The following is a 22292-nucleotide window of genomic DNA, read 5'->3' as shown; positions in this document are numbered from 1 at the left end:
ATTGTCTATTTTGCGAGTACTGGTTTATATATCTTTAATAGAAAAAGTCAGGAGACTTTAAGTAGGTATGTTTATTCAAGGGTTTATAAAAAAAATACGAAGTCAGGAGACTTCGTATAGCGGGTAGTATCATTGAATCTTTTGAATTAAAGCTTCCAACTTACTTTTTTCAGTAACAATTTTCAAAAGCTCAACAAAAGGAATTGTTACAAATTGAATTCCAAAAGCATACCCGCTAACGGAATAAGGGTTAAAGATTATTTCAATTCCAGTTTTCGTTATAAAATATGAATCATATTTGTCCCATTCAGGTAATAATGATTTTTCCCAAAATAAAGTTTCTTTTGTTTGTAGTTCAATTTCTTCTTCTGAAGTTTCGACCCATTCGTTATACATTTTTTGCAATTCTTTGAAGCAAAAATTTGAAACAAAGTTTAAAACTACGGCATGATCTTCATATTCAAAAAGGTCTTGTATTTCAATCGTGAATGTAGGGTTTATATGTAAGTTTAAGCCTTTAATGATGCCAATTCCGTGAGCACCACCTGTATAACAATAGAAATTTTCATTTAGACTTATTACCGATTTAGAAATCATATTTGGAGTAATAGAAAGATCATAATACCAATCGATGCCCTCAATGGCTTTGGTTTCTCCAGTAATCTCGATAAAATTTCTTCTCGAATTAGTTATAAAATCAATATTTTTTCCTTTAATCATTGCATTTACTTCTGATAAACTTGCTATGCTTTCGTCAGTAAATTGCACATAACTGGATTTCAATTGGAAATTAGTCTTATTGTTATTGCTATATTCATATTCTTCATTGAGTTCTTTATATGCAAATATTTCTTTTGATGCAATTTGTTTTTTCTCAAAACTCTCATATTTGTTTCTCTGCAAACAAAGAGATTTTAAGACTAAATCAAAACAGTCTTGAGAATTGTGCTCAACCCACTGAAATTTTCTCAAACTATCAGGAACTTCACAATCATCTATTTTAAGAGGTATTAAGTAAATATCATCCTCCAATTTTTCTTCATAATACTCTAAAGACAATTTAAATTCTCGTTGAACATATCCTCTTTTTTGTACAGATGTGTGTGAGAGTAATAAAATAATATAATTTGCTTCTCGCAAAGATTTATGTAAAACATAATTCCAATCTTGACCAGGAAGAATTTCTTTTTTGTCTAGCCATGGTTTAAAATCATTTTCTTTTAAGAAATCATATAGTTTTTCTGCAAAAGTATAATCTTCTTTAGCGTAGCTTATAAAAACTTTGTCGTTCATTAGATGTGTTTAGATATATCCGGTAACTGTTAAATACAAGCAACAAATTTCCTTTATACACCACAAATGGGGTTGCTTTGGGGGCTTTTGTTGTGCTTCTTGTTATTATCAAATATATACAACTTTTAGTACAGTATTACACTTTTATGGTAATAATATCACTGATTCTGGTGGTGTAGCAGGGGGAGAGTTTTTCCTGCTTCATTTTCCACTGGCGGCCGAGGGATTGGGTGGCGAATTTGATTTTGTTGGTGCCGTAGGATTGGTTGAGTTGGTCGATGACGCTCATTAAGGGTTGGTGTTTAGGGTTGCTGGTGTTGAATAAGGAAAGTTGGGTTTCGTTGTTGGGCGTTAATCCCATAACGATTACGCCTGCTTTTTTGTAGTGGTAGCCTTCTTTGAAAATGGCTTTTAGTCCGATTTGGGCGTAGTGGTTTAACTCGATAGTGGAGTTGGTGGGAAAATCGGTTTTGATGACTATGTTTCGGGAATATTGGGGTTGGTCTTTGCGGAAATAGTTGGTGTGTACAAATACCATAATCATATTACAATGGCTGTTTTGCTTGCGTAGTTTTTGGGCACAAGATGCGGTAAAGGTGGCTACGCGTTCTGCCATGTCTTCTCGTTTGGTCATTGGCTTTTCGAAGGAACGGGTCGTGGCGATCATCTTTTTGCTTTTGGGCAATTCGAGGTCTAAGGTTGGTTTGCCTTCTAGTTCGTGTTTTAACCTCAACCCAACAACTGCCATTTCTTTACGCACCCATTCATCAGGGAGTTGGGTGAATTGGTAGGCGGTAAATACTTTTTTGGCTTGTAAGCGTTTGTTGTGTTTGCGACCGATACCCCAAACGTCTTCTATTTTGGTCCATTTGAGGGCCTTGATTCTTTTTTCTTCCGTATCTATAACATAGACGCTTTTGGTGCGTTCTGGGAATTTCTTAGCGATTTTGTTGGCTACTTTGGCTAAGGCTTTGGTTGGTGCGAAGCCCACACTGATGGGGATGCCTGTGTTCTTGGTTACTGTGCGTTGGATTTGGATGCCGTATTCCTCTAAATTCACATAATCGAATCCTGTGAATTTTAGAAACGCTTCATCAATGCTGTAGATTTCTATTTCTGGGGTGTAGGTTGATAAGATGTTCATCACTCGACTGCTCATGTCGCCATATAGGGCATAATTGGATGAATACACAAATACGTTATGTTGTTCAAAGAGCTTTTTGTACTCGAATGCTGGGGCTCCCATGGGGATGCCTAAGGCCTTTGCTTCGTTGGAACGAGCGATAACACACCCATCGTTATTGGAGAGTATGACTACTGGTTTTCCAATTAAGTGGGGTTCGAATACGCGTTGGCATGAAGCGTAGAAGTTGTTGCAATCGACGAGAGCATACATGGGAAGTTAGATGTTAGATGTTAGAAGTTAGAAGTTAGCCCTTCGACTCCGCTCAGGGTGGTGAGGTAGTTAAAAGATTAAAATGATTTGATACTGTGGATGACGATGCCCCAGATCATGAGTTCGTTTTCGGGGGTGACTTTGATGGGGGCGTAGGCTTCGTTTTCGGCGATGAGCCACACGAGGTCTTGTTCTATTTTTATGCGCTTGACGGTGAATTCACCATCGATTTGGCAAATGGCAATTTTGCCGTCTTGTGGGGGCAAACTTTTGTCGATTACCAACAAATCTCCATCGAAGATCCCTGCATTCTTCATAGAATGTCCTTTGACTTTTGCAAAAAAAGTGCTGTCTTTGTGCTTGATGAGGTGTTTGTTGAGGTCGATACTCAACTCCAAGAAATCATCAGCTGGGGAGGGAAAACCCGCGCTGATTCCTGTATCCATAAACGGAATGTCTAACGCGGTTGTAAAATCTGCGGTGTAAAATTCTAGTGTGGTGGTATTTTGTATGCTTCTTAATTTCATTTTACAAAATTAGAGAAGATAGTTGTTGGTTGTTTGGAAATGAGGGGAAATAGTTATTAACGGTGGGGGGCAGTTTTCGGGCTTCGGTTATCGGTTAACGGTTAACGGTTATCGGTTTGACGGTTATTGGGTTTCTGGGAAAAGCGAAAAGAGAATGATACTGTATTACTTTTAGCACGGATTAGTTCATCAGTTCACTACGTTCGTGTGTAAATCCGCGTTCGGGTAGCTGAACTACCTCACATCACTTTAATGTCACTTAGACTTTTTGTAGGTATGCTTATTCAGGGCTATAAGAAAAAATACGAAGTCAAGGATTTGTATAGCGGGGTGATTTTTATTTTATAGTGATTAAGGAAATAAGGGGACAGCTCGCGAGCTGTCCGTACGGGATTATAGTTTGAATTCTGCCCAGAGGGGGTAGTGGTCGGATAGCATGAAGGATAGGGCTTGTTTGTTGAGGCCACGGTTGGATAGAGCGGTTTTGATGAAGTCGTAATTGCCGCCTGTAATGAATTCTAACGATAGGTTGTTTTTCTTGTTGCTGTTTTGGAACCAAGCGATTTGGTCATAGTATTTGGTTTCATCGAAGATGGAACGGGTTACTTTGTCGTTTTGTAAAGCGGGTGGAATATATAATCCTTCGGAGATAAAAGTTTGATTTAGTAAGTCGCCGCGTTTGTCGATGTTGAAATCTCCTAAGGCGATTAGGTTTTGGTGGTAGGCGTTGACGTCGTCTGCCCAACTTGCCAACCATTTGGCTATGCCTTTGAGCTCGGTGATGCGATCGCTGGAGGTATTTCCAAAAAGGATGTGTAAGGTGACCAAAATAAAGGTTTGGTTTTGCGCCCTAAAACTCACTGCATAAGGGGAACGCACAAATTGTTTGTCGAGCATTCCTTTGTTGATGGTTTTGGTCCATTCGTCTGGAACGACTAATTCGCAGGCTAGACCGGAAAGGTTTACGCGACGGGTATCAAAGAGATAGGCCATACGTTCGCCATTGCCCACATCGCCTTGATTGACGTCGGTTAGGATTAGGGACCAATCGGAACCTAAGACTTTCAACACATCGCGTAGTCCTTTTAGATTGGCCTTTACTTCTTGGACTGCTATTACATCAAATCGTTTGATGATCTCGGCGATACACACCAAAGAATGTAGATCTCTTTTGGGACTGTCTGTAGGGGACGATGTCCACTTGCGGGTAATGTCTCCAAATCCTCTAATATTCCAAGTGGCAATGAGTAGGTTTTTTTCTAGTTTTTTGGGTGGTATTTTTAGGTCTAAATCTTCTTTTAGTTCTTTGAGATTGGCTGCTATATCTACTGGTAATTTATCTTCAATTGTATCCATTTTTTTGTGCATTGGGTTCTGAAATTAAAGATAGGGATTTTATTTAATTAGCAGATTATTTGTGTATTAAGCAAGTATTGTGGATTGGAATGGAGAAGGGGATGGGACAGCTCGCGAGCTGTCCTTACTCTGAATATAACATTCAAATTTGCTAAGTTGTTTGAATGGGGTAGTGCTTTGTTACATCGAGTGGCACGGATTGAAAATCCGCTATCGGGTTTTTATGTTACGATAAGAAACTAAACGCCTTCATAAAAATTCATACTCTTGCTGGCTTTTTTTTTTTGATTTTGAGGGTGCTTAGATAGAAAGCATTCAGGGTTCAGATTTTAGTGTACAGTGTGAATGTGTTATGAAACGGAAAAGCACCTACAAAATCAAAATGCAGATGTTTCCTAATTAATTGTTCATAATTTTATAATGAGTTGAGATATTTTATTTCATCACTATATATGGGATTATTTACTTTTGCACCTAATCTTTGTTTTGAAGAATATGTAATTCTTGATAATTTATCACTATGAATTTTGTCAATTATTCTAAAACTATCTAATTTATCAAAATCTGCCTGAACAATATTATTCCCTTTCAATTTTAAATGTGTATGAGCCGTTATGTCAGTTGTTTTGAAAAGCTTTACATAACGAATCTCATTTCTAATGGTATTGACCTCAATAAGACAATCTTCTTTTATTAAAAATAAACCAATAAGATTTCCTTCTAAGCTGAAGGCACCACTATAAAGGAAATTAAATGTTTTATCTAATAATGTCCTAACCTCAACTTTGTTTACGCAACCATTATCGTAACATTGCAGCAAATATCCTTTTTTCATATTGTCATAAATAACTATTTCTTCTGCTCCCTTAATATCAGATAAATTTTTACGGCTTAATAGATATTTGCCATTAATAAAAATGTATAAGTAGGCAATAACTTTGGACGCAACAATATTATAATCAATGGTTAATTGATCATTAGCTGTTTTTTGGTCTACATAAAAATCAGGATTTTCTTGAGTAAGATCTATTTCAATTGGTTCAGGTATATTTGAGTATGATTTTGAATTATTGGAATTGTCAATTTCTTTAGTGACATTAAAAACTACACTATCGGAGAATCTCTTGGCTTGTAATTTTCTTTCAAAAAATAAAACTAGATCATTGCCTGTAATGATTCTTGTTTCGTTGCCTTGTCTTTGATAGAAACTGTCATTTAATGGAACAGGTTTTTCATACTCAGGAATAATTATCTCGCAATATTCTAAATTAAAAGATTTATGAAATTTAAATTCAATTTGACTATTCACATCTTTATTGAAAGACTTGACGATATAACTTCTTATCTCTCTTTCATATTTATCATCATTTGCTGATTGGCTAAAATATTTGTATTCATTTTCTAAACCAATAATTTCACCATAATCATTAACGCCTAAGAACAAACTACCACCTTTAGCATTTAAAAAACCTGCCATAGTTTTCATTATAACGAAGGATTGCTTATCTACATCTGCACTGCTGGATCCTGCATAATAAATAAATGATGTTTTGAATTCACGGTAAGGGCCTTCTTTGCCTAAATTTGTTGGTTCAATTTTTAATTCTTCTACATCATTATCAATTTCATTATCAATTTCGGTAGTATCCTCATTTTGAATTGGGGAAATTAAATTACTGAATGAGTTTGTTTTTTCATTAGTCAAATATTCATAAATCAAATCTTTGGTTCTTCTAAAAATAATTTCATCTGAATCATCCGTTAATAGTAAATTGTGAGCTAAAATTATATTAATTAATCTTAACTTGTCTTTATTTTCTGCTTCATTTCTGTGTAGAATTAGGTCTGGAATGCTATCAGGTTTATTGAAGTAATTAAGATATTTATAGATTTCATTAATTTTTTCTAAACTTTTTAGAAAGCTTAAAGTTTTATCGTCAATTGGTTCAAAATTAAAGCTACTGTTTTTGAAATCAGCGTTTTTAAAATTAAGAACATTTAGATGATAAGTAATAATAGCATCGAAATAAAATGATTTTGGATTCCTCGTTATGGAACCAATTAATTTTGAAAGTTGGAAATATTCAAATTTTTTAGATAAATCCTTTTCAAAATAAATATAACTTTCGATACATTTCAATAATTCGATTATCAATAAACTATAATTATGACCGATGCTTTCTTCATTCAATTCATTTTCTTCATTGGATAATAGGATGTTTGATCGTTCAAGAAACTGTCTAAGAACACTTTTTTCGTTGAAATAACTATCTGAATTAGCTACATATTTTAAATTTAAAGACATCTTTTCGTAGTTAATGTCCTCAATTTTAAATTTGTAAACTTTTCTTTCCTCAAAATCAAATAAATTGTCAATGTTATATAAATATCCATAATGACCATTTTCTGTAATCAGAAAGATGTCTTTGTTGTTGATTTGAAGCACTTTGGCTTCGATGTTGTCGTTAATATTTGCTTCAGTAATCGTTTTTTCCCAGATATCATTTAGAATTGAAAATGAAATTCTTCCTTTATCATCCATTTTAATGATTTCAGCATTAAACTCATCTTTAGGATTTATTATTTCATTAATACCGTCCAGATAACACTTGAAAATTTCATTTGCTGGTATTATACCATCACCTTCAAAATCAGGGTCTGTTATTTGTAGAAAAAGAATGTTATTATTGTTCTTTAAATAATTTTTAGCGATGACACTTATTTTTTGACCAACCGCTAGGTTTTCACTTTGCTTGGATTTTTTTGATTTTTTAATGTTTGATAATGAATAATATTTAGTCCAATTGTTGAAGCAATCTTCGATTGAAGCATTATTAACTAGATCGTAGTCAAAATCATAAGGGGTTGCGACACATATTTTGTCGTCAAAAAATGAAGCCAACTTATTTAATTTCAGCTCCTTTTTCTTTAAGGAAATAGAATCTTGTTGTTTGGATAAAATTGCCCAACCACTTTGCGAAGCATAAATAGAACCATTTTGATTGAATAATTGGTTGCCTAACAGATTTTCACTTCTTACTGATGTATCTTTTGCTAAAATTAACTTCGATAGTTTTTCTATTTTAAAATTATGGAACACCTCCGGATTTAAGTTAATTGTTTTAGAGGAGGTTATGCACTCAATGCTTTTTTCTAAATAATTCTTTTTTGTAACTTCATCAACACATAAAATACTTATGTATCTACACATCATCGCTGATTTAAGTATCGCTTTTGGGGTATTCCCACTTTGAGTGAATAAAATTATTTGTAATCCTAGTACGCTAATTATATTTTGAACAGCAATTGCTGTATTTTCATCAAACTGTTTAGATTCATTAGCTATTAGGCTTGGTGTTAAATCATATCTTTCAACATTAATTCTTTTTTGGAGGATATTAATAAAATTATTAATATCAAAAGGATCCAGCATGTCACCTTTTATTAATAAAAGTAATATTTCGATTAAAGTTCTTGTGTTAGCAATTTCTGTTTTTGAAAAAATGATATACTTAAATATATTTATTTTATGACCTCTAAGATAGCTACTTAGTCTAAGTGTTTTTAGAACTTCCTCAATATAATCATCACTTTTGTCATCTAATATTAGTCTTAAAGCTTCATTTTTAGCCTTGGCTTTTGCTAATTGGTCTTCAGCTTTTTTAATTATGGTTAACTTTTTTTCTTGACTGAATTTTTGAAGAAAATCAGATCCTTCGAGCATCCATTCTTCAACAGCAATGTAAATGTTATTAAATTCTATAGCCTTTTCTAATTCATTGTGTTTAACGTAATTTTGAATTAACGCATCTAAAAAACTTAAATAGGAGAAAATCCAAAGATTTTCTTTGTTTGCATAATCTTCAAAAAGTTGCGAAAAATTTTGGTACTTAAATTTTCTAGATTGTAGAATTTCTTCCAAATCAAAAAAATATTTTTTTACATTATCAGCTTGCTCAATCTTTTCAAAAACTGACTGAGCTGTAATAAATTCACCTTGATTAGCAAATGAATTAAGGTATAAAACTAAGAAGCCTTTTTCATCAATTTTTCGTAAATACAAAGAAATTTTGTTGTCTATTTCGATTGATTCAAAATCAGCATTGTCAAATTCATGGTAGTAAAGTTTGTGATTGAAACCATAATTATCTTCTAATAGAAAGTAATTAGAATTGGATTTGCTATCATTCTCCATGCTAAGCACATGAAACTCGTATTGCATTCCTTCCTTGTAGAGATTATTAAAAGTTGAAAATCTATCCTGTTGAAGATACATTTTGTTATCAAATATCTTTGTAACCAAACATGTAACATTTTCTGGCAAATTGTTTTCTTTTTGAAAAGGAAAAGCTTTAACAGTGGTTTTAAATCCTTGATGCTCTAGTAATAAAATAGAGGTATTATCATCAATTTTTCTAAAACCGTAAACTGTGAAATTATATTTTTCTCCAATTGAAAAAACATTTTCAATAGCTATATTATTATAAAATGAATAGTTTTTGACTTCAATAGTTTTGGCAGTAGGTAATTTAAATGACAATCTATTTAGATCAACATCAATTTTGTCAATTGTCAACTTTATTTTATTGTTTTCGATATATTTTTCAAAAGAGAAGGGTATGAAAGAAGTATAGTTGACAGAGTATTCAATCTTATAGCCATTTTCTTTTTTTTCAAGTATTTCAAATTCATACTCTTTATTCTCCACAAAATCATTTAAAACGCTATAGCTTAATTTGGGTTTATCCGGATCATCCAGCACTCTAACTTGCATTGTTACATCGTAACCAACTAATTTTGCAATTTTTTTACAGGGATAAGTTTTTTCAGTAATACAATCTCTAACAATAGTACTTCTCTCTTTTTGTTCAATTACGATAAAAAGCCTGTGACTATTGCGCTCCATTTGTGGTTGATTATCATTTGAAGTATTTGAAGCTGAAATATGGTTTTTGGTTTTAAACTTTTCAACTAAAAGGTTGTATACGCCATTGTTAATTTTGGTATTTGGACTTGCAACTATATAAATATTTTCACTTTTTAAATACTTTAAGGCACTTTCCAAAGAAATGTTTAATTCTCTTAATACTTTACTAATTCTAATTATTTTTTCAGTCATATTTATAAAATTGTTGAGAGTGTTAATGCATGTAACATTTTGAAATGATTTAAAATATTTGAGTTTTTAATTACTTTGGATACACTACACAATTAAATTATTTGATACACTTAGATGCATGAAATTTTAAAACAACTCACAAATAACCATCTAATTTAGCTTTTCTTTTTTCCCAATCAGGCATCATTTGAGTAAGTAATTTAAAAAAGTTGTCATTATGGTGTTTATGAATCATATGGCATAATTCATGCATTACTACGTACTCTATACAGCGCTTGGGAGTGTGAATTAATTTGGGGTTAAAAATTAATTTGTCTTTTATGGTACAACTTCCCCAACGTTTGGGCATGTCTTGAAAAAATATCTCTTTTGGCATAAAAAAAGACTCTCCAAATTTCCTGATAATTGGTTTTGCTATTTCTGTTATTCTAGTCATCGCTTTTTCTTTCAACCATTGGTCAAAAACAGCTTGGGCTTTTTCTTTATTTTTAACTGTTATCAGAAACAAATTACCGTTGTAATTTACTTCATTTTCAGCCGCTAATTGGACCATTACCTTATATTGTCTGCCGAGGTAATGCACTGCATACCCTGATTTAATTTGATAGGATACTTCCGTAGTATCAAAATTCAAGAAATACGTTTTTTGTTTGATTATCCAACTCGCTTTTTTGGCTAGATTTTCTTTTATTTTACACAAAGGAAGATCTGTTGGAGCGGTAACATAGACCGATGTATCTGGTAAGATTTTTACTCCAAGGGTTTTTCTATCTGAATATTTTAATTCAAATTCAATAGTATGACTTCCATATTCTATTTGCTCTTTTGTCATTTTATCTATTTGCAATAGCGATATCAATAGCTCTTTTGGTTAATTCGTCTGCTTTTGTCATTGGAACATCGAATACGTCCATTAAATAATCTCCGAATTCTAATTCTATGGTATTGATGATATCCGTACGCTTGTGCCAATCTACCACTTCATAATTTGAAACAATTTTATCAAACGTTAATGTCATGTCTACTGTATTACTGTTTTCCATTTTTTCCTCCTCAAACAATTGAAAAATAGCTTTATTTCTTTTTTTATCTTGTACTTCAAGCGGGATAGTATTTGAAGCGCCATTGATGACATTTTCTTTGATTTCTTTCAATTTTTTGAGTGCTTCAATTTCAGAAAGTCGATTTGCTCTCATATCTGCTATTGTTTCACTAATCAACTCAGATAATTTTTTAAAAAGTGCTGGATTTGAATCTACATTAATCGCTATGTATTTTGAAGTAGCTGCGGCTATTTTTTCAGCTTTAGCCCTAGCTCCAATAAGTTTTTCTACTTCTTGATCAAAAGCATCAGCATCCAAAATATTTAGGGGTTCTACTAAGCGTATAATTTCTTCAGTAATGACGTGCTGATCTAGTAATTTTTCAAGTTGTTTTTCATATTGAGTAAAGCTTATTTTATCTTGGTAAACTGAATTGGCTGCCACACGAATGTTAGCGAATCTTTTTAGATCGTCTTTGTACCTCTCTATTTCTTTATCCTCTGTAGCCTTGTGAAACTCTAATGACGAAAGCGCTATTTTAAGAATTCGGGTAAAGAGATTGAATTTGTTATAAAAATCATCTCTTATGGCTTGGTCAGACAACAAAACAATGTACTCGTCAATGTTTAAAGTGTTTTTTATACCTTTAAAAACAGCTACCACATCTGCGTGTGCGCGAGGTAATTTTTTAATCTGTTCATTGATGTCTGTTAGTGAGCCCTCAAGATCTGCTATGTCGAAAGTATCTTCATTCCCTGAGTAGGTATCTAGTGCTACTTGAAGTTCTTCCATGATCCCCGCATAATCTATAATATAGCCAAAATCTTTGCCCGGAAAGACTCTATTTACCCTTGCTATTGCCTGTAATAAAGTGTGCTCTTTTAATTTTCGGCATAAGTACATCACAATCGTTTGTGGTACATCGAAGCCGGTAAGAAGTTTATCAATAACGATCAGTAACTCGATATTTTCACCATTCTCATACTGTTGAATGATGGTTTTATCCATATCCTGACCATATTTAGTTTTTAATAAGTCGTAATATTGATTGACTTCAGGCGATTCAGAGCTGTGGACATCTTCATTGTTTTCGCGTGTATCAGGTGCTGACATCACCACCTCGGTCTTAACTTTAGCGATCAGGTCAAATGCTTTTTTGTACTTCACCGCTGTTAATTTATCTGGGCAAACCACCATTCCTCTGAAGCCAGAATGTACTCCATTATGATTTTCACCCCAAGTAGTGTAGAAATGATCGCTAATGTCTAAAGCAATTTGAAAAATATTTTGATCCGTTTTGGAGATTAGTCCTGCACGGTTCATTTTTTTCTTTAGATCGGCCTTATGATACTCCTCTAAGTCTTCCATCACACGGTCTACTCCTTTGTCTAAGGCTGCTCTATTTACATCCTGAACCGCTAAGCGTCCTTCGTATAGAATTGAAACAATAGCTCCATCGGCTACCGCTTCTGCAATGGGATACGTATCAATAATACCCCCAAATTTATTGGCGGTATTTTTTTGTTTTTTCATTAAAGGAGTTCCTGTAAACACTATGAAGCAGGCGTTGGGCAATACCTTTTCCATATTCACATTAAAGACACCGTGTTGCGTTCTGTGGCCCTCATCGATTAGAACAAAAATGTTGTGGCCTGTAATTTGCTTATCGGATAAGCTTTTAACAGCTGCGTCAAATTTGTTAACAATGGTGGTAATTACCAAATCGCCATTGCCTTGAAGTAAACTCACTAACTGCTTCCCCGAGGCTGCATTAATTACGTCAACTTCAACTTTTTGTAAGGTTGCCGTAATTTGGCGGTCCAAGTCGACCCTGTCGGTTACCAAAATAATTTGTGGATTAGGTATGGTATCTTGAATTTTGCGCGCTAGCATAGCCATTGTTAAGGACTTTCCACTGCCTTGGGTGTGCCAAATCACACCTCCTTTGCGTTTGCCGTTACGAACAGGTTTTATCCGATCTATAATTTTAGTTATCGAAAAAAACTGTTGAAAACGTGCAATTTTTTTGACCACTCCCGCTTCAAAAAGAATAAAATCTTTGACAATAGCCAGCAATCGCTCTGGACTTAGCAAGCCTTGGATAAAAATATCTTGCTGCGTTGGGGCTACTCTTTGTTGGTACTTTTCTATGTAGGCCTTATGGTCAAAAGAATTTCTACTTTCAGAATTAAAAATTTTGGTTTCAACATCTTTAGCCAATGGAGTATTTACAATAGCCTCTAGTTTTTCTAAGAAGTTGTTGTCTTTTTCTTTCCAGACGGCCCAAAACTCTTCTTTGGTATTGGTTGTTGCGTATTTGGCTTCTACCAATGACGTGGCCAAAAGTATTTGGCTGTATACATATAGACTTTGAATTCCATTTTCTTGTTGGTTCCGAATATGTTGGCTAATGGCTTGTTTTATAGGGTCTTTAATAGTTGGGCTTTTGCATTCGATTACTGCTAAAGGTATCCCATTAACAAACAGCACAATATCGGGGCGGTAGGTGTCTTTGCGCCCTGTACGCATTACGGAAAACTCTTCGGTTACGTGAAAATGATTGTTGGCAGGATTTTTCCAATCGATGTATTGTATGGTATGGCTTTTTTTGTCGCCGTCTATCGATTGTTCTAGGGCACAGCCAAAAACCAACAAATTATAAATATGATTACACGCGTGTACCAACCCTTCGGCTAATGGAATATCTTGAAGTTTTTGTATGGCTTTTTCGATATTGGCTGCCTCAAATTTTGTCTTTTTACTACCAATTTTGATGGTATTAATATAGTTTAATCGTTCCTGTACTACCTCGGTCAACAGTACTTGACTTTCTCTATTTTTACGATACCCCAAGGCTTCTTGAGGTGAAAGGTACTCAAAGCCCAAGTTGATCAATAATTTTAGGGCTGGGATTTGCGAAATATTGTCTTCAGTAAATGCCATTTATGATTGGAGTTTCGATCGTTTTTGTGTTCAATTGCTGTTTTAATGTGTAAAATTTGGAATATTCTATAAAAAAGCACTACTTTTGTGGTGTCAATACCCAAAGGGTAAAGGACTTGGCTTAGCACATTTGTTGTATCAGTCGTATTGCCTAAAGATACGTGCCTCACTTACGAAGTGGGGTTTTTTTATGCCTATTGGTATTCTCTATACCAAATTTTAAATCGGTTTTCTTCTGTTTTATCTACTTTAAAAGCGGTGACCAATTGCAAATTACTTGTAATTTCTCTAACAATTACTACGTAGCTTTTGGCTTGAAACCAAAAATACCGTTGATTTTGACCATTAAAATGTAGCCTTTCAAAATATTTTACCCTATTGTCTTCTTGATTGAATACAACTGGTTTTATCCAATGTATTTTATTGGTTCTTTCTGGGTCAAAATATCTGATGCGAGAATGCTTACTTTCACGGGTACAAATATGTTCAAACCCTACCGGTTTACCTTTAAACAAAGGGTGTGTCGATTTTCTTTTATCAAATCCCACTTGCTGTTTGCCAATAAAAATGGGTGCTACCATCATATCCTGTTTAAAAATACCATACAAGGTATGCATTTGGTTGTTATCTGGCCCATCAATAGTCAAGTCTTCAAACAAATCTTCTAAGAGGTCCAACTCGTGTTCTTCCATATTACAGTTGATTGGTTTGAATTTGAAAATCAAAAATATTGAATTTTTCCTCAAAAGGGTTTGTACCATCGTGCAGCACGTAACCCGATTTTTGTTCTAGATACCTTACGATTATTTTCTTTACTTCGGAGGCCTTTTCTTCTTTATGGGCTTTGCGAGCTTTATAAGTAATGGCACCAATAAATAAATCGGTGAGTTGTAACAATTCACTTTCGTCCGAACGGATGTGTTGAAAGAAATGAAAAGGCGATTCTTTTTGGTATTTTGTTTGGTATTCCTTTTTTAATCTGAGGTCTAAATTGCGCAGTCGTTCTTTGCCTCGGGTGTCTTTGATATCCAAAATTACTTTGAATTGGTCTTCGGTAGCATTAACATAAGGGTTTTTTAGCAGTAGATACACCAATGTGTAATAAAAGGAATTGTGATCGCCTTTATTGAATTTTGCGTGGTTTAACTGGGCTTTATTTTTTACTAATATCGCTCTAAAATGTATGTCGTTTTGAAAAAAATAATCAATCAAATCTTTGTACAAGGCTACACGAGACATGGATAATTTGTTCCATTTAATTTCTGTAGGCGAATGGTGTTTTCGCTTTATGGCCTTTATCTCCTTTTTGTAGGTTTCGTATTTTGAGCTGTCAATTTTGGTGTAGCCAATGCACATTAAGGGCAATTGGTCATTCTCGAGATGGCAGCTTTCATCGATGTAAATTGTTTTTTCCATAGTTTTAATAGCTTGCTATGCGCTTTATACTAGCCTTACTTTGCCTGTTAACAGTTGTTGCATCATGCCTTTCTTTTGTTCTTGCAACGCTACTAATTTTTGATTTTCTATTTGGATTTCCTTTTCGGTAGTACTTAAAATTGTTGCAATTGCATTTTGTTCTTCAAAAGAAGGTACTCTGTATTTAATTTTAGAAAAATCTTTGTATTTACAATTAAGTGTATCATCAACAAGTCCTTGCGAATTTCTCCAAAAGAGATTTGTTAACTTACTCGTTTTGAATAGTATCGAAAAATAATATGAATTTACATTTTCCTTTGGTTTCAAAATAGTATATGCTGGACTCACAATACCTTCCAAACTACTTAAAGCAGAACGTCCTTGCCACATTCGCATTGTGTTATATCCAATATCTCCAGGGATAATTCTTTTATACTTTGACTTATCGGCATTGGATATATCTCTTTTATTTGAATCTGTTTGAGGGTAAACTCCCTCTTGGCCAATAGACAATAAAGGCAAATCTGCAATTTTCACTTCATTACGTTCCGAAAACAAATCCCCCAATTTAACTTCCTTCCACTCCTCTGTAAAGCCGGGCAATCGTTTTTTGCCGGTAAGTAGCTGTTGCATTAGGGCTTTTTTGCGGGTTTCTTTGGCTTTTATAAGCAGGGTTTGGCTTTCTATGGCTTTATCCCAGGTCGCTAGACAATCGGCTATGGCTTTTTGTTCTGGGAGAGGGGGGAGTGGGATTTTTAGGTTTTGTAAACTTGTTTTAGATAAACTATAGACTTTAGTACCAACAGCAATTCTCTGAAATTGTTTTTTTACAGCGTCACTTACCGTTAAGTAACCTTTAAAACCTAATGAAAAATTATCCTCTTTATCTCTTAGTAAAAATGTGTGTAAACCAGGAATTACTTTGTTTTCAGATACTTCCAAAATTTCAACAGCTTTCCCAATGCCATCATAATCTTCTGAAGCATCAGTCATTACTAAATCACCTACTTTTAGAGTTTTATAATTTCTTAGCTTATCCAAACTAATGTTAGGTAAATTTTTTGAATTTATTCTTAAATAGAAATCAAACTTAGTATGGATGTCTCCATAATGCAAATATTGAGCTTCTCCATCAACTGACAAATCCGCTCTAGAATAACTTGCAGTTGGGAAAAAATCTAATACATCTTTAATCCTCTTAACTACCCAATCCACAGGAATTAACCCCAATTCACTTTCTTTATATCCTTGTTTCATATTTTTAGTTTCAGTAGGGTTCCTTATACAATCTCCCTAATATCAGATTTTATTTAAATGCTTGCAGGTATTGTTCCATTTCTGTTTTTACCCCGGCTAGTTCTTGTTCGAGTTCTGTGATACGACTTTGAGTGGCTGCAATGTCAATTTCGGGTTCTTCTTCATAGGTATCTACATAGCGAGGAATGTTTAGGTTGCCTTCATTTTCGGTGATTTCGGCTAGGTCTGCTATGTAGGCAAATTTGTCTTCCACGATGCCTTTTTCCATAGATTGGTCGTGAAATTGGGTATACACCTCTAGGATATGCTCGATATGATTTTCGCCTAGTACATTTTGGTTTTTGCCCGGATCATAACCTTTGCTGGCATCTATGAACAAGAATTTTTCTTTATTTAGTTTCTTTTTATTAAAGATAATAATGGCAGCTGGAATACCCGTGCCAAAGAACAAGTTGGCAGGTAGGCCAATCACGGCTTCAATTAAATCTTCTTGCAGGGTTTGAGCACGTATTTTGCCTTCGGCAGCTCCTCTAAACAATACGCCATGAGGGACTACTACTCCTGCTTTCCCAGTGGCATTTAGCGACTCTAACATGTGTGAAATAAACGCCCAATCTCCTTTGGATTTGGGAGGCACCCCTCTCCAAAAGCGGTTGTATTTGTCTGATGCTAAATCTTCTGCTCCCCATTTGTCCAACGAAAAAGGAGGATTGGCAACGACGGTATCAAACAGCATGAGCGCATCACCTTCCTTGTGTTTAGGATTGCGCAGGGTGTCGCCCCAACGAATCACTGCACTGTCATAGCCGTGCAAATACATGTTCATAACCGCTAAGGCCCAAGTGCTACCGTTGGCTTCTTGACCGAATAAGGAGAAATTATTATCACCTACTTCACGACCCGATTTTATTAAAAGAGATCCAGAACCACAGGTAGGATCATAAATACGAGAACCGGGTTTTGATTTCGTTAATTTGGCTAGTAAAGTAGAAACTTCACCAGGGGTAAAAAATTCTCCTGCTTTTTTACCTGAATCTGAAGCGAAATTGGCAATTAAGAATTCATAAGCGCCACCAATCACATCGTTGTTCTCTAAATTTGAAGACGAAAGATTTAAGGATTTAAAATCCGTTAGCAAATTGCGTAAACGGGCTATTTTACCTTTTGCATCGCCTAAGTTAGAACTGTTAAAATCGATGTTTCTAAAAATGTTAGAACCATCATGACCTCCTAATTTTTCACGGTTGGCTTCTTCAAGTTCCGCCAAAGCATGGTTGATCATTTCCCCGATTTTAGGATTGTTTCTGTTTTCGAACAAGAAATCAAAACTCGACTCGTCTGGAACTATAAAACGCTCGCGTTCTAAAGCTCTTTTTACACGGTCTTCGTTACCATCATATTTTTGGTTGTATTCCGATTTTTTTTCATTGTATACGTCTGTTACGTATTTTAAAAATAACATCGTTAAAATGTAATCTTTGTATTGTGAAGGGTCAATGGCTCCACGAAAGGTGTCACATGCTTTCCAAACGGTATTATTGATGTCTTTTTGCGTTACTTTATTGCTCATTTTTTAATTTTTTATAGGTGATTGCGTTGATGTAGTTTTCTTCAAGAGTGATTAACTCTTTTTGAATGTTGATTTGTTTCTTTTTAAGTAGGTCTAATGCTACGATTTGTTTTTGTGTTTCAAATGTAGGAATTATTATTTCTAAGTTTCCTAATTCTTGTTTGGTGATCGAAGGCATCACTTGTGTGGTCATTTTGGAGTCGAAGACTTTGAGGGTCTCGGGATGGTTCAGATACCACACTAAATATTCTGGTAAAATACAGTCCTTACATAGTGTTACTATCAAAAAAGAAGCACTAGCGATAGTATTTTCGAATTCGTTTTTGAACAAACACGCAAAAAAACGTCTCCCTTTGGCATTGAAAAGTACTTCATTGTATTGCAAGTAATTTTTTTCTATTACTTTTTTATACAAAACATTGGGTTCTAGAACTGGTGTTAGAAAACCATTGTCATCAAAATCTGAAGTGCCTATCATCCTAACATAGGCATTTGAGAGTAACTTTTCGTCATTGTTAGCTGTTTTAGCTACTACCATTCCAGAACGAATATTGGCAATTTCTGATAATTTTTGAACTGTTTTCATTTTATTTTTATTTAAAATAAGCTCTTTGCTCTTAGGCAAAGAGCTTATTCTTTTTAATTTATTTTATGAGGATGTTCTGGACCTAACCAAACTTTATATTTCAAATATAGCTCATAATATTCTACCCATTCAGAGATCCATGGTAAAACATCTACCAAATCTAGATAGGGTCTTCCTTTCAAATCTAAAATTGGATGGTACAAACATAAGGATCCATCCCCATTAAAATGCGTGTCAAAGCTTTTTATTAGATGGGGTGTTTCTACCCAAATACGTTCCATTCTTCCAGGATTAAATGGTGAACATTCCAATGTAAAATGGTATTTTTTGCCATTTCTTTCTAAAGCTCCTTTCCCCACTAGCACACTTCCTTTTATATTGAAAGTGATCCATTTGAATTGTCTTTCGCATTCGATTAGCGTTTTGTATAAAAAACCAGCCCAATACTTTTGGGCTCGCTCTTTAGGGCTGAGCAAAAAATCCATGGCTACCATTTCTTACTCCTGTTGTTGTGTTTATATTTCCTCTATTATCTGTATAAGCATTCCCAGCTAGTAACGTAGCGAATTGATTATTCCCTTTTACTCTTTCTTCTAGTTTAACCAAAGTTTGAATGTTTTGTTTGTAAAAACCATTACCAAACAACTCTTTATACGAAGTTTCATTTGTGCCATTGTTTAAAAAAGCATTCAATTTTTTGGCGAAATCTTCAACAAATGCAACAAAACTATTATAGTGTTTGTCCTCCCAAGAGTCGGTGAAATTTTCTCTTTTATCCTTGTCTTCATAATTATCTACCGGATTGTAAATCGCAAATTTTTCTTTTCTCACTTTATATCCTTCCGCTAGTTTACGTAATTTTTGAGAGGCATTTACTAATGCTTCTTGAATTGATAGATTTCCTTCATGACATTGCGCCAATAAAGTAGTTAAAACAATACTCGAAACTGCTGGCATTTTGGATGTTTCTTTACCCTGATAAAATAAATCACGATATCGTTTTACAATCTGCACTGTACTTTGCAGAGGTGTCTTTTTGTATACATCTAAAGGTAAATCTTCAGTTTCTACAGCCGCTTTTAACATTAAATTGTAACGTTCCTGAAGTATGAAGCTACTTTTGTTTCTTTCAGCAATTTCTTTAAACCAAACTGCATAATCTTTAGGATTGGTACGTGACCATGAATTTCTACGTTCATCCTCAGGAATCATCAATCTATTGTTGTTTATAGTGATAATGCAACCCGGAAGAATATCCATATGAAAGTCACTATTATAATCGATACGAACACAACGCTTTTTTTTCTCTAGGAGCGGTTTGTAAGTGTCATGATTACTCAATACTCTATATAAAGCGTCATAAATTTCGGCTGGAGTATGGTTAAGATAGGAGCTTTCTATGTGAAGTACAATATCCAAATCAAACTCTTGTCCTGAAAGCGGCTTAATGGTTGTGCCAATTAGCAAGGAACCTTGTGCGTAGACATTAATTTTGTAGTCTTTAAAAAAGGTTTCATCATTCGAAAGTACATCATTTACAGCTCTGTATGCCGATTCCATTTGTTGTATTCTGGTTGTATCTAACTCTAAGTTTGCTGCTGTGATGGCCAACAATTCCTCTTTTTGATATTCTATTTCTGTATATTTCTTCATATTATTTTTCATTGATTAGGTATTTGGTATGCGATCCAATTTTAGCAATTTGTTCTTCGTTTTCCATTACTAAGAGTCTTTCAATTTCGCTGATATCAACAATCATGAAGTCATCATTCAGATTACGAGGGGTTTTCAAAAGCTTTTTTAACTCTGTTTCTTGTTCTGGAGTGGGAATAAATTCAACGATGTCGTAAATCAATACTTCATAGCATTGGTGAAAAGTACTATAGCCAAATACTTTCATCACTTTTTGAACTTCTCTAAACGACTTTAAATTAAAAATATCCTTATCAAAACCATGGTCTGCAATAAGTTCTTCGTTAAACTCACGTTCATAAGTTGTCTCACGGTCTTTTCTAGATTCAAACCATTTAATAACCTCTAAAGCATATTTACCTTTGACTCTAAAGCGTAAATCATCCTTGCTGACATCATCAGATTTAATCCCTTTGGAAGCACAGTCTTCTTTTAAACCCCATTTTTCAAATTCTGAAAAGCCATTGATTTTTTTATAGACGCCACCTACAGGTTGTAGTTGGTCCTTAATTCGATTACCCCGAACTAATAAAAACTTAGAAGTACCCGGAATCTTGATTCGGATAAGATAACTCAAGGAAAAACGAACATCTTCGTTTTTGATTTTTGTAAAATTGGATTGTAGGTATGTTTTAATATGGGTTTTATTATCTAACAACTTCTCTGTTGCTTTTTTTACGATAACTTTACCTGCAGCCATACCCAGTGCTGCTAAAATAGTTTCTGCCATTTGCGTTGATTTTTACTGTTAATTCATATAAAATCGCTTAATGGAGCAGCTAAAACAATGAAGTGTTGCAAAAATGAATTTTAGAATCTATATTTGCATCCGAATACATCGATTGACTTTGCTACTCAAAAAACATAATGAGGTGACCATCCTCTAATTCTATACTGTTAAGCTCAGTATTGATTTTGCTAGTCAATAATTAAGATTTACACAAGCTAGAGACTATTGGCGTAGTTTCTAGCTTTTTTTATTTTAAAGTAATTTGATTACAAAGGTAAACTACTTTTTAATATATACAAGTAAAAATCTAATTATTTTATCAAAGTACAAGAATTACAATTTTTTTTGAATGATCAATAATTAATTCATTCAAATATACTTTTCAATTAAATTCACAGCAATTAAGCATTTGCCAAATATTGAATTGCGCTTATTTTATGCTACCTCATCTTTTACCTTTTAACGTTACATCAAATTCGATAAGATTGAATATTGTAAGTCAAAAGTGAGATGTGAGATGTGTTTGTTATGAATGATAGGACTGCTTGCGAAAAAGGACAGCTCGCGAGCTGTCCAAACGGGGGATACATTGGATTTGGAATACTTGGCATTTTACTCTTTGCTAAATTCCGAGCGAAAATGGTCGATATAGTTTTCTAAAAGATAGAGTTTTATGAGTTCGGAATCGTCGTCAGGGTATTGGGCAAGTTGCACAAAATTGAGACGTTGGTAGACAAATTTTTCACCAAAAAGAGATTGTAGGATGATGTAAAGCGCCTCCTTCCAATTGTGGGTGTTGCAGTGTATGTTGTAGTTTTTGAGGTACACGATAATGTCAAATTTATCGCCGGTTTCGTTGCACCCTATGGGTAGGAATTTGGCTTGGCTGGCCTTGATGGTGATGTCTTGAAAAATGAAGGGATGATCGCGTTCTTCTGAAAATAGTTCAAGGTCTTCTGTGGGTTGGATGAAGGCTTCGAATGCCCAGTTCTTGATCTTTGGTGCTTGGTCGATGAGGTTGGTAACGGCTTTGAAATAGTCAGGATTGCCATTGGCGGTGATGGTAAGTGTCGCTACAGTGTTTGGTTTATTAGGGAAGGCAATAACGAAGTCTACACCTGTGCTGTAATAGTTCAAGTGTTTGGTGATCCAAAAGCTGATGTATTGGCGGTTTTTGGAGGTTACGGTTTGCAAATTGTAGATGGTTTGCTGGTTGTCTTGGAACCAGTTCCAGAAGGTTTTGGCTTTGTTTTGAGAGAGGTGATTCATGGTTTATTTTGTTTAATGGTTTAAGGTTGGTTAATTGGTTAATCGTTTAGGGTTTAAGGTTGTTTAAAATTGTTTCATTTCAACTTCTCGTCCTT

General features: G+C 34.4%; 16 protein-coding genes. All 16 read right to left on the bottom strand.

The window, feature by feature from the left end:
• Positions 1–129: 129 nt before the first annotated feature.
• The 16 genes from ACSVH5_RS02100 to ACSVH5_RS02025 all read right to left on the bottom strand — a co-directional run bounded on the left by ACSVH5_RS02100 (position 130) and on the right by ACSVH5_RS02025 (position 22197).
• Positions 130–1293 carry a TIR domain-containing protein gene (locus ACSVH5_RS02100; protein WP_438059809.1) on the bottom strand — a complete coding sequence of 388 codons (1164 nt, stop codon included), beginning with the start codon at positions 1291–1293 and terminating at the stop codon, positions 130–132.
• Between the two features lie 136 nt (positions 1294–1429).
• Positions 1430–2689 (bottom strand): Y-family DNA polymerase, encoded by a 1260-nt coding sequence (locus tag ACSVH5_RS02095; protein ID WP_438059808.1) that lies wholly within the window; start codon positions 2687–2689, stop codon positions 1430–1432.
• A 77-nt stretch (positions 2690–2766) separates the two neighbouring features.
• Positions 2767–3216 carry a LexA family protein gene (locus ACSVH5_RS02090; protein WP_438059807.1) on the bottom strand — a complete coding sequence of 150 codons (450 nt, stop codon included), beginning with the start codon at positions 3214–3216 and terminating at the stop codon, positions 2767–2769.
• A gap of 393 nt (positions 3217–3609) precedes the next feature.
• Positions 3610–4572: an endonuclease/exonuclease/phosphatase family protein gene (locus tag ACSVH5_RS02085; RefSeq protein ID WP_438059806.1), complete on the bottom strand. Its 963-nt coding sequence runs from the start codon at positions 4570–4572 to the stop codon at positions 3610–3612.
• Between the two features lie 415 nt (positions 4573–4987).
• Positions 4988–9691, bottom strand: a complete 4704-nt coding sequence (locus ACSVH5_RS02080; RefSeq protein WP_438059805.1) for an AlbA family DNA-binding domain-containing protein — start codon at positions 9689–9691, stop codon at positions 4988–4990.
• A 136-nt stretch (positions 9692–9827) separates the two neighbouring features.
• Positions 9828–10523, bottom strand: a complete 696-nt coding sequence (locus ACSVH5_RS02075) for a M48 family metallopeptidase (RefSeq protein ID WP_438059804.1) — start codon at positions 10521–10523, stop codon at positions 9828–9830.
• 1 nt (position 10524) lies between these two features.
• Positions 10525–13677 carry a type I restriction endonuclease subunit R gene (locus ACSVH5_RS02070; protein ID WP_438059803.1) on the bottom strand — a complete coding sequence of 1051 codons (3153 nt, stop codon included), beginning with the start codon at positions 13675–13677 and terminating at the stop codon, positions 10525–10527.
• 194 nt (positions 13678–13871) lie between these two features.
• On the bottom strand, positions 13872–14369 hold the full coding sequence (locus tag ACSVH5_RS02065; RefSeq protein ID WP_438059802.1) for a hypothetical protein: 498 nt from the start codon (positions 14367–14369) through the stop codon (positions 13872–13874).
• Between the two features lies 1 nt (position 14370).
• Positions 14371–15093, bottom strand: coding sequence for a DUF3800 domain-containing protein (locus ACSVH5_RS02060; protein ID WP_438059801.1), 723 nt, complete (start codon positions 15091–15093; stop codon positions 14371–14373).
• A 24-nt stretch (positions 15094–15117) separates the two neighbouring features.
• The gene (locus ACSVH5_RS02055) at positions 15118–16350 is read right to left on the bottom strand and encodes a restriction endonuclease subunit S (RefSeq protein ID WP_438059800.1); all 1233 of its coding nucleotides are present in this window, start codon (positions 16348–16350) and stop codon (positions 15118–15120) included.
• 49 nt (positions 16351–16399) lie between these two features.
• Positions 16400–17920, bottom strand: a complete 1521-nt coding sequence (locus ACSVH5_RS02050; RefSeq protein WP_438059799.1) for a type I restriction-modification system subunit M — start codon at positions 17918–17920, stop codon at positions 16400–16402.
• Positions 17910–18506: a restriction endonuclease subunit S gene (locus ACSVH5_RS02045; RefSeq protein ID WP_438059798.1), complete on the bottom strand. Its 597-nt coding sequence runs from the start codon at positions 18504–18506 to the stop codon at positions 17910–17912. The genes ACSVH5_RS02050 and ACSVH5_RS02045 overlap by 11 nt, the downstream gene beginning before the upstream one ends.
• Positions 18507–18559: 53 nt before the next feature.
• A complete protein-coding gene (locus ACSVH5_RS02040; RefSeq protein WP_438059797.1) occupies positions 18560–18991 on the bottom strand; it encodes a hypothetical protein in 432 nt (143 codons plus the stop codon).
• Positions 18969–20171, bottom strand: coding sequence for an SMODS domain-containing nucleotidyltransferase (locus tag ACSVH5_RS02035; RefSeq protein ID WP_438059796.1), 1203 nt, complete (start codon positions 20169–20171; stop codon positions 18969–18971). The genes ACSVH5_RS02040 and ACSVH5_RS02035 overlap by 23 nt, the downstream gene beginning before the upstream one ends.
• Positions 20161–20928 carry a hypothetical protein gene (locus tag ACSVH5_RS02030; protein WP_438059795.1) on the bottom strand — a complete coding sequence of 256 codons (768 nt, stop codon included), beginning with the start codon at positions 20926–20928 and terminating at the stop codon, positions 20161–20163. The genes ACSVH5_RS02035 and ACSVH5_RS02030 overlap by 11 nt, the downstream gene beginning before the upstream one ends.
• Before the next feature lie 612 nt (positions 20929–21540).
• Complete coding sequence (locus tag ACSVH5_RS02025; RefSeq protein ID WP_438059794.1) at positions 21541–22197, bottom strand: hypothetical protein; 657 nt, start codon at positions 22195–22197, stop codon at positions 21541–21543.
• Positions 22198–22292 lie beyond the last annotated feature (95 nt).

The sequence above is a fragment of the Flavobacterium sp. RSSA_27 genome (assembly GCF_051547125.1).
Taxonomy (GTDB): Bacteria; Bacteroidota; Bacteroidia; order Flavobacteriales; family Flavobacteriaceae; genus Flavobacterium.
This window is presented reverse-complemented; position numbering and strand designations above follow the sequence as displayed.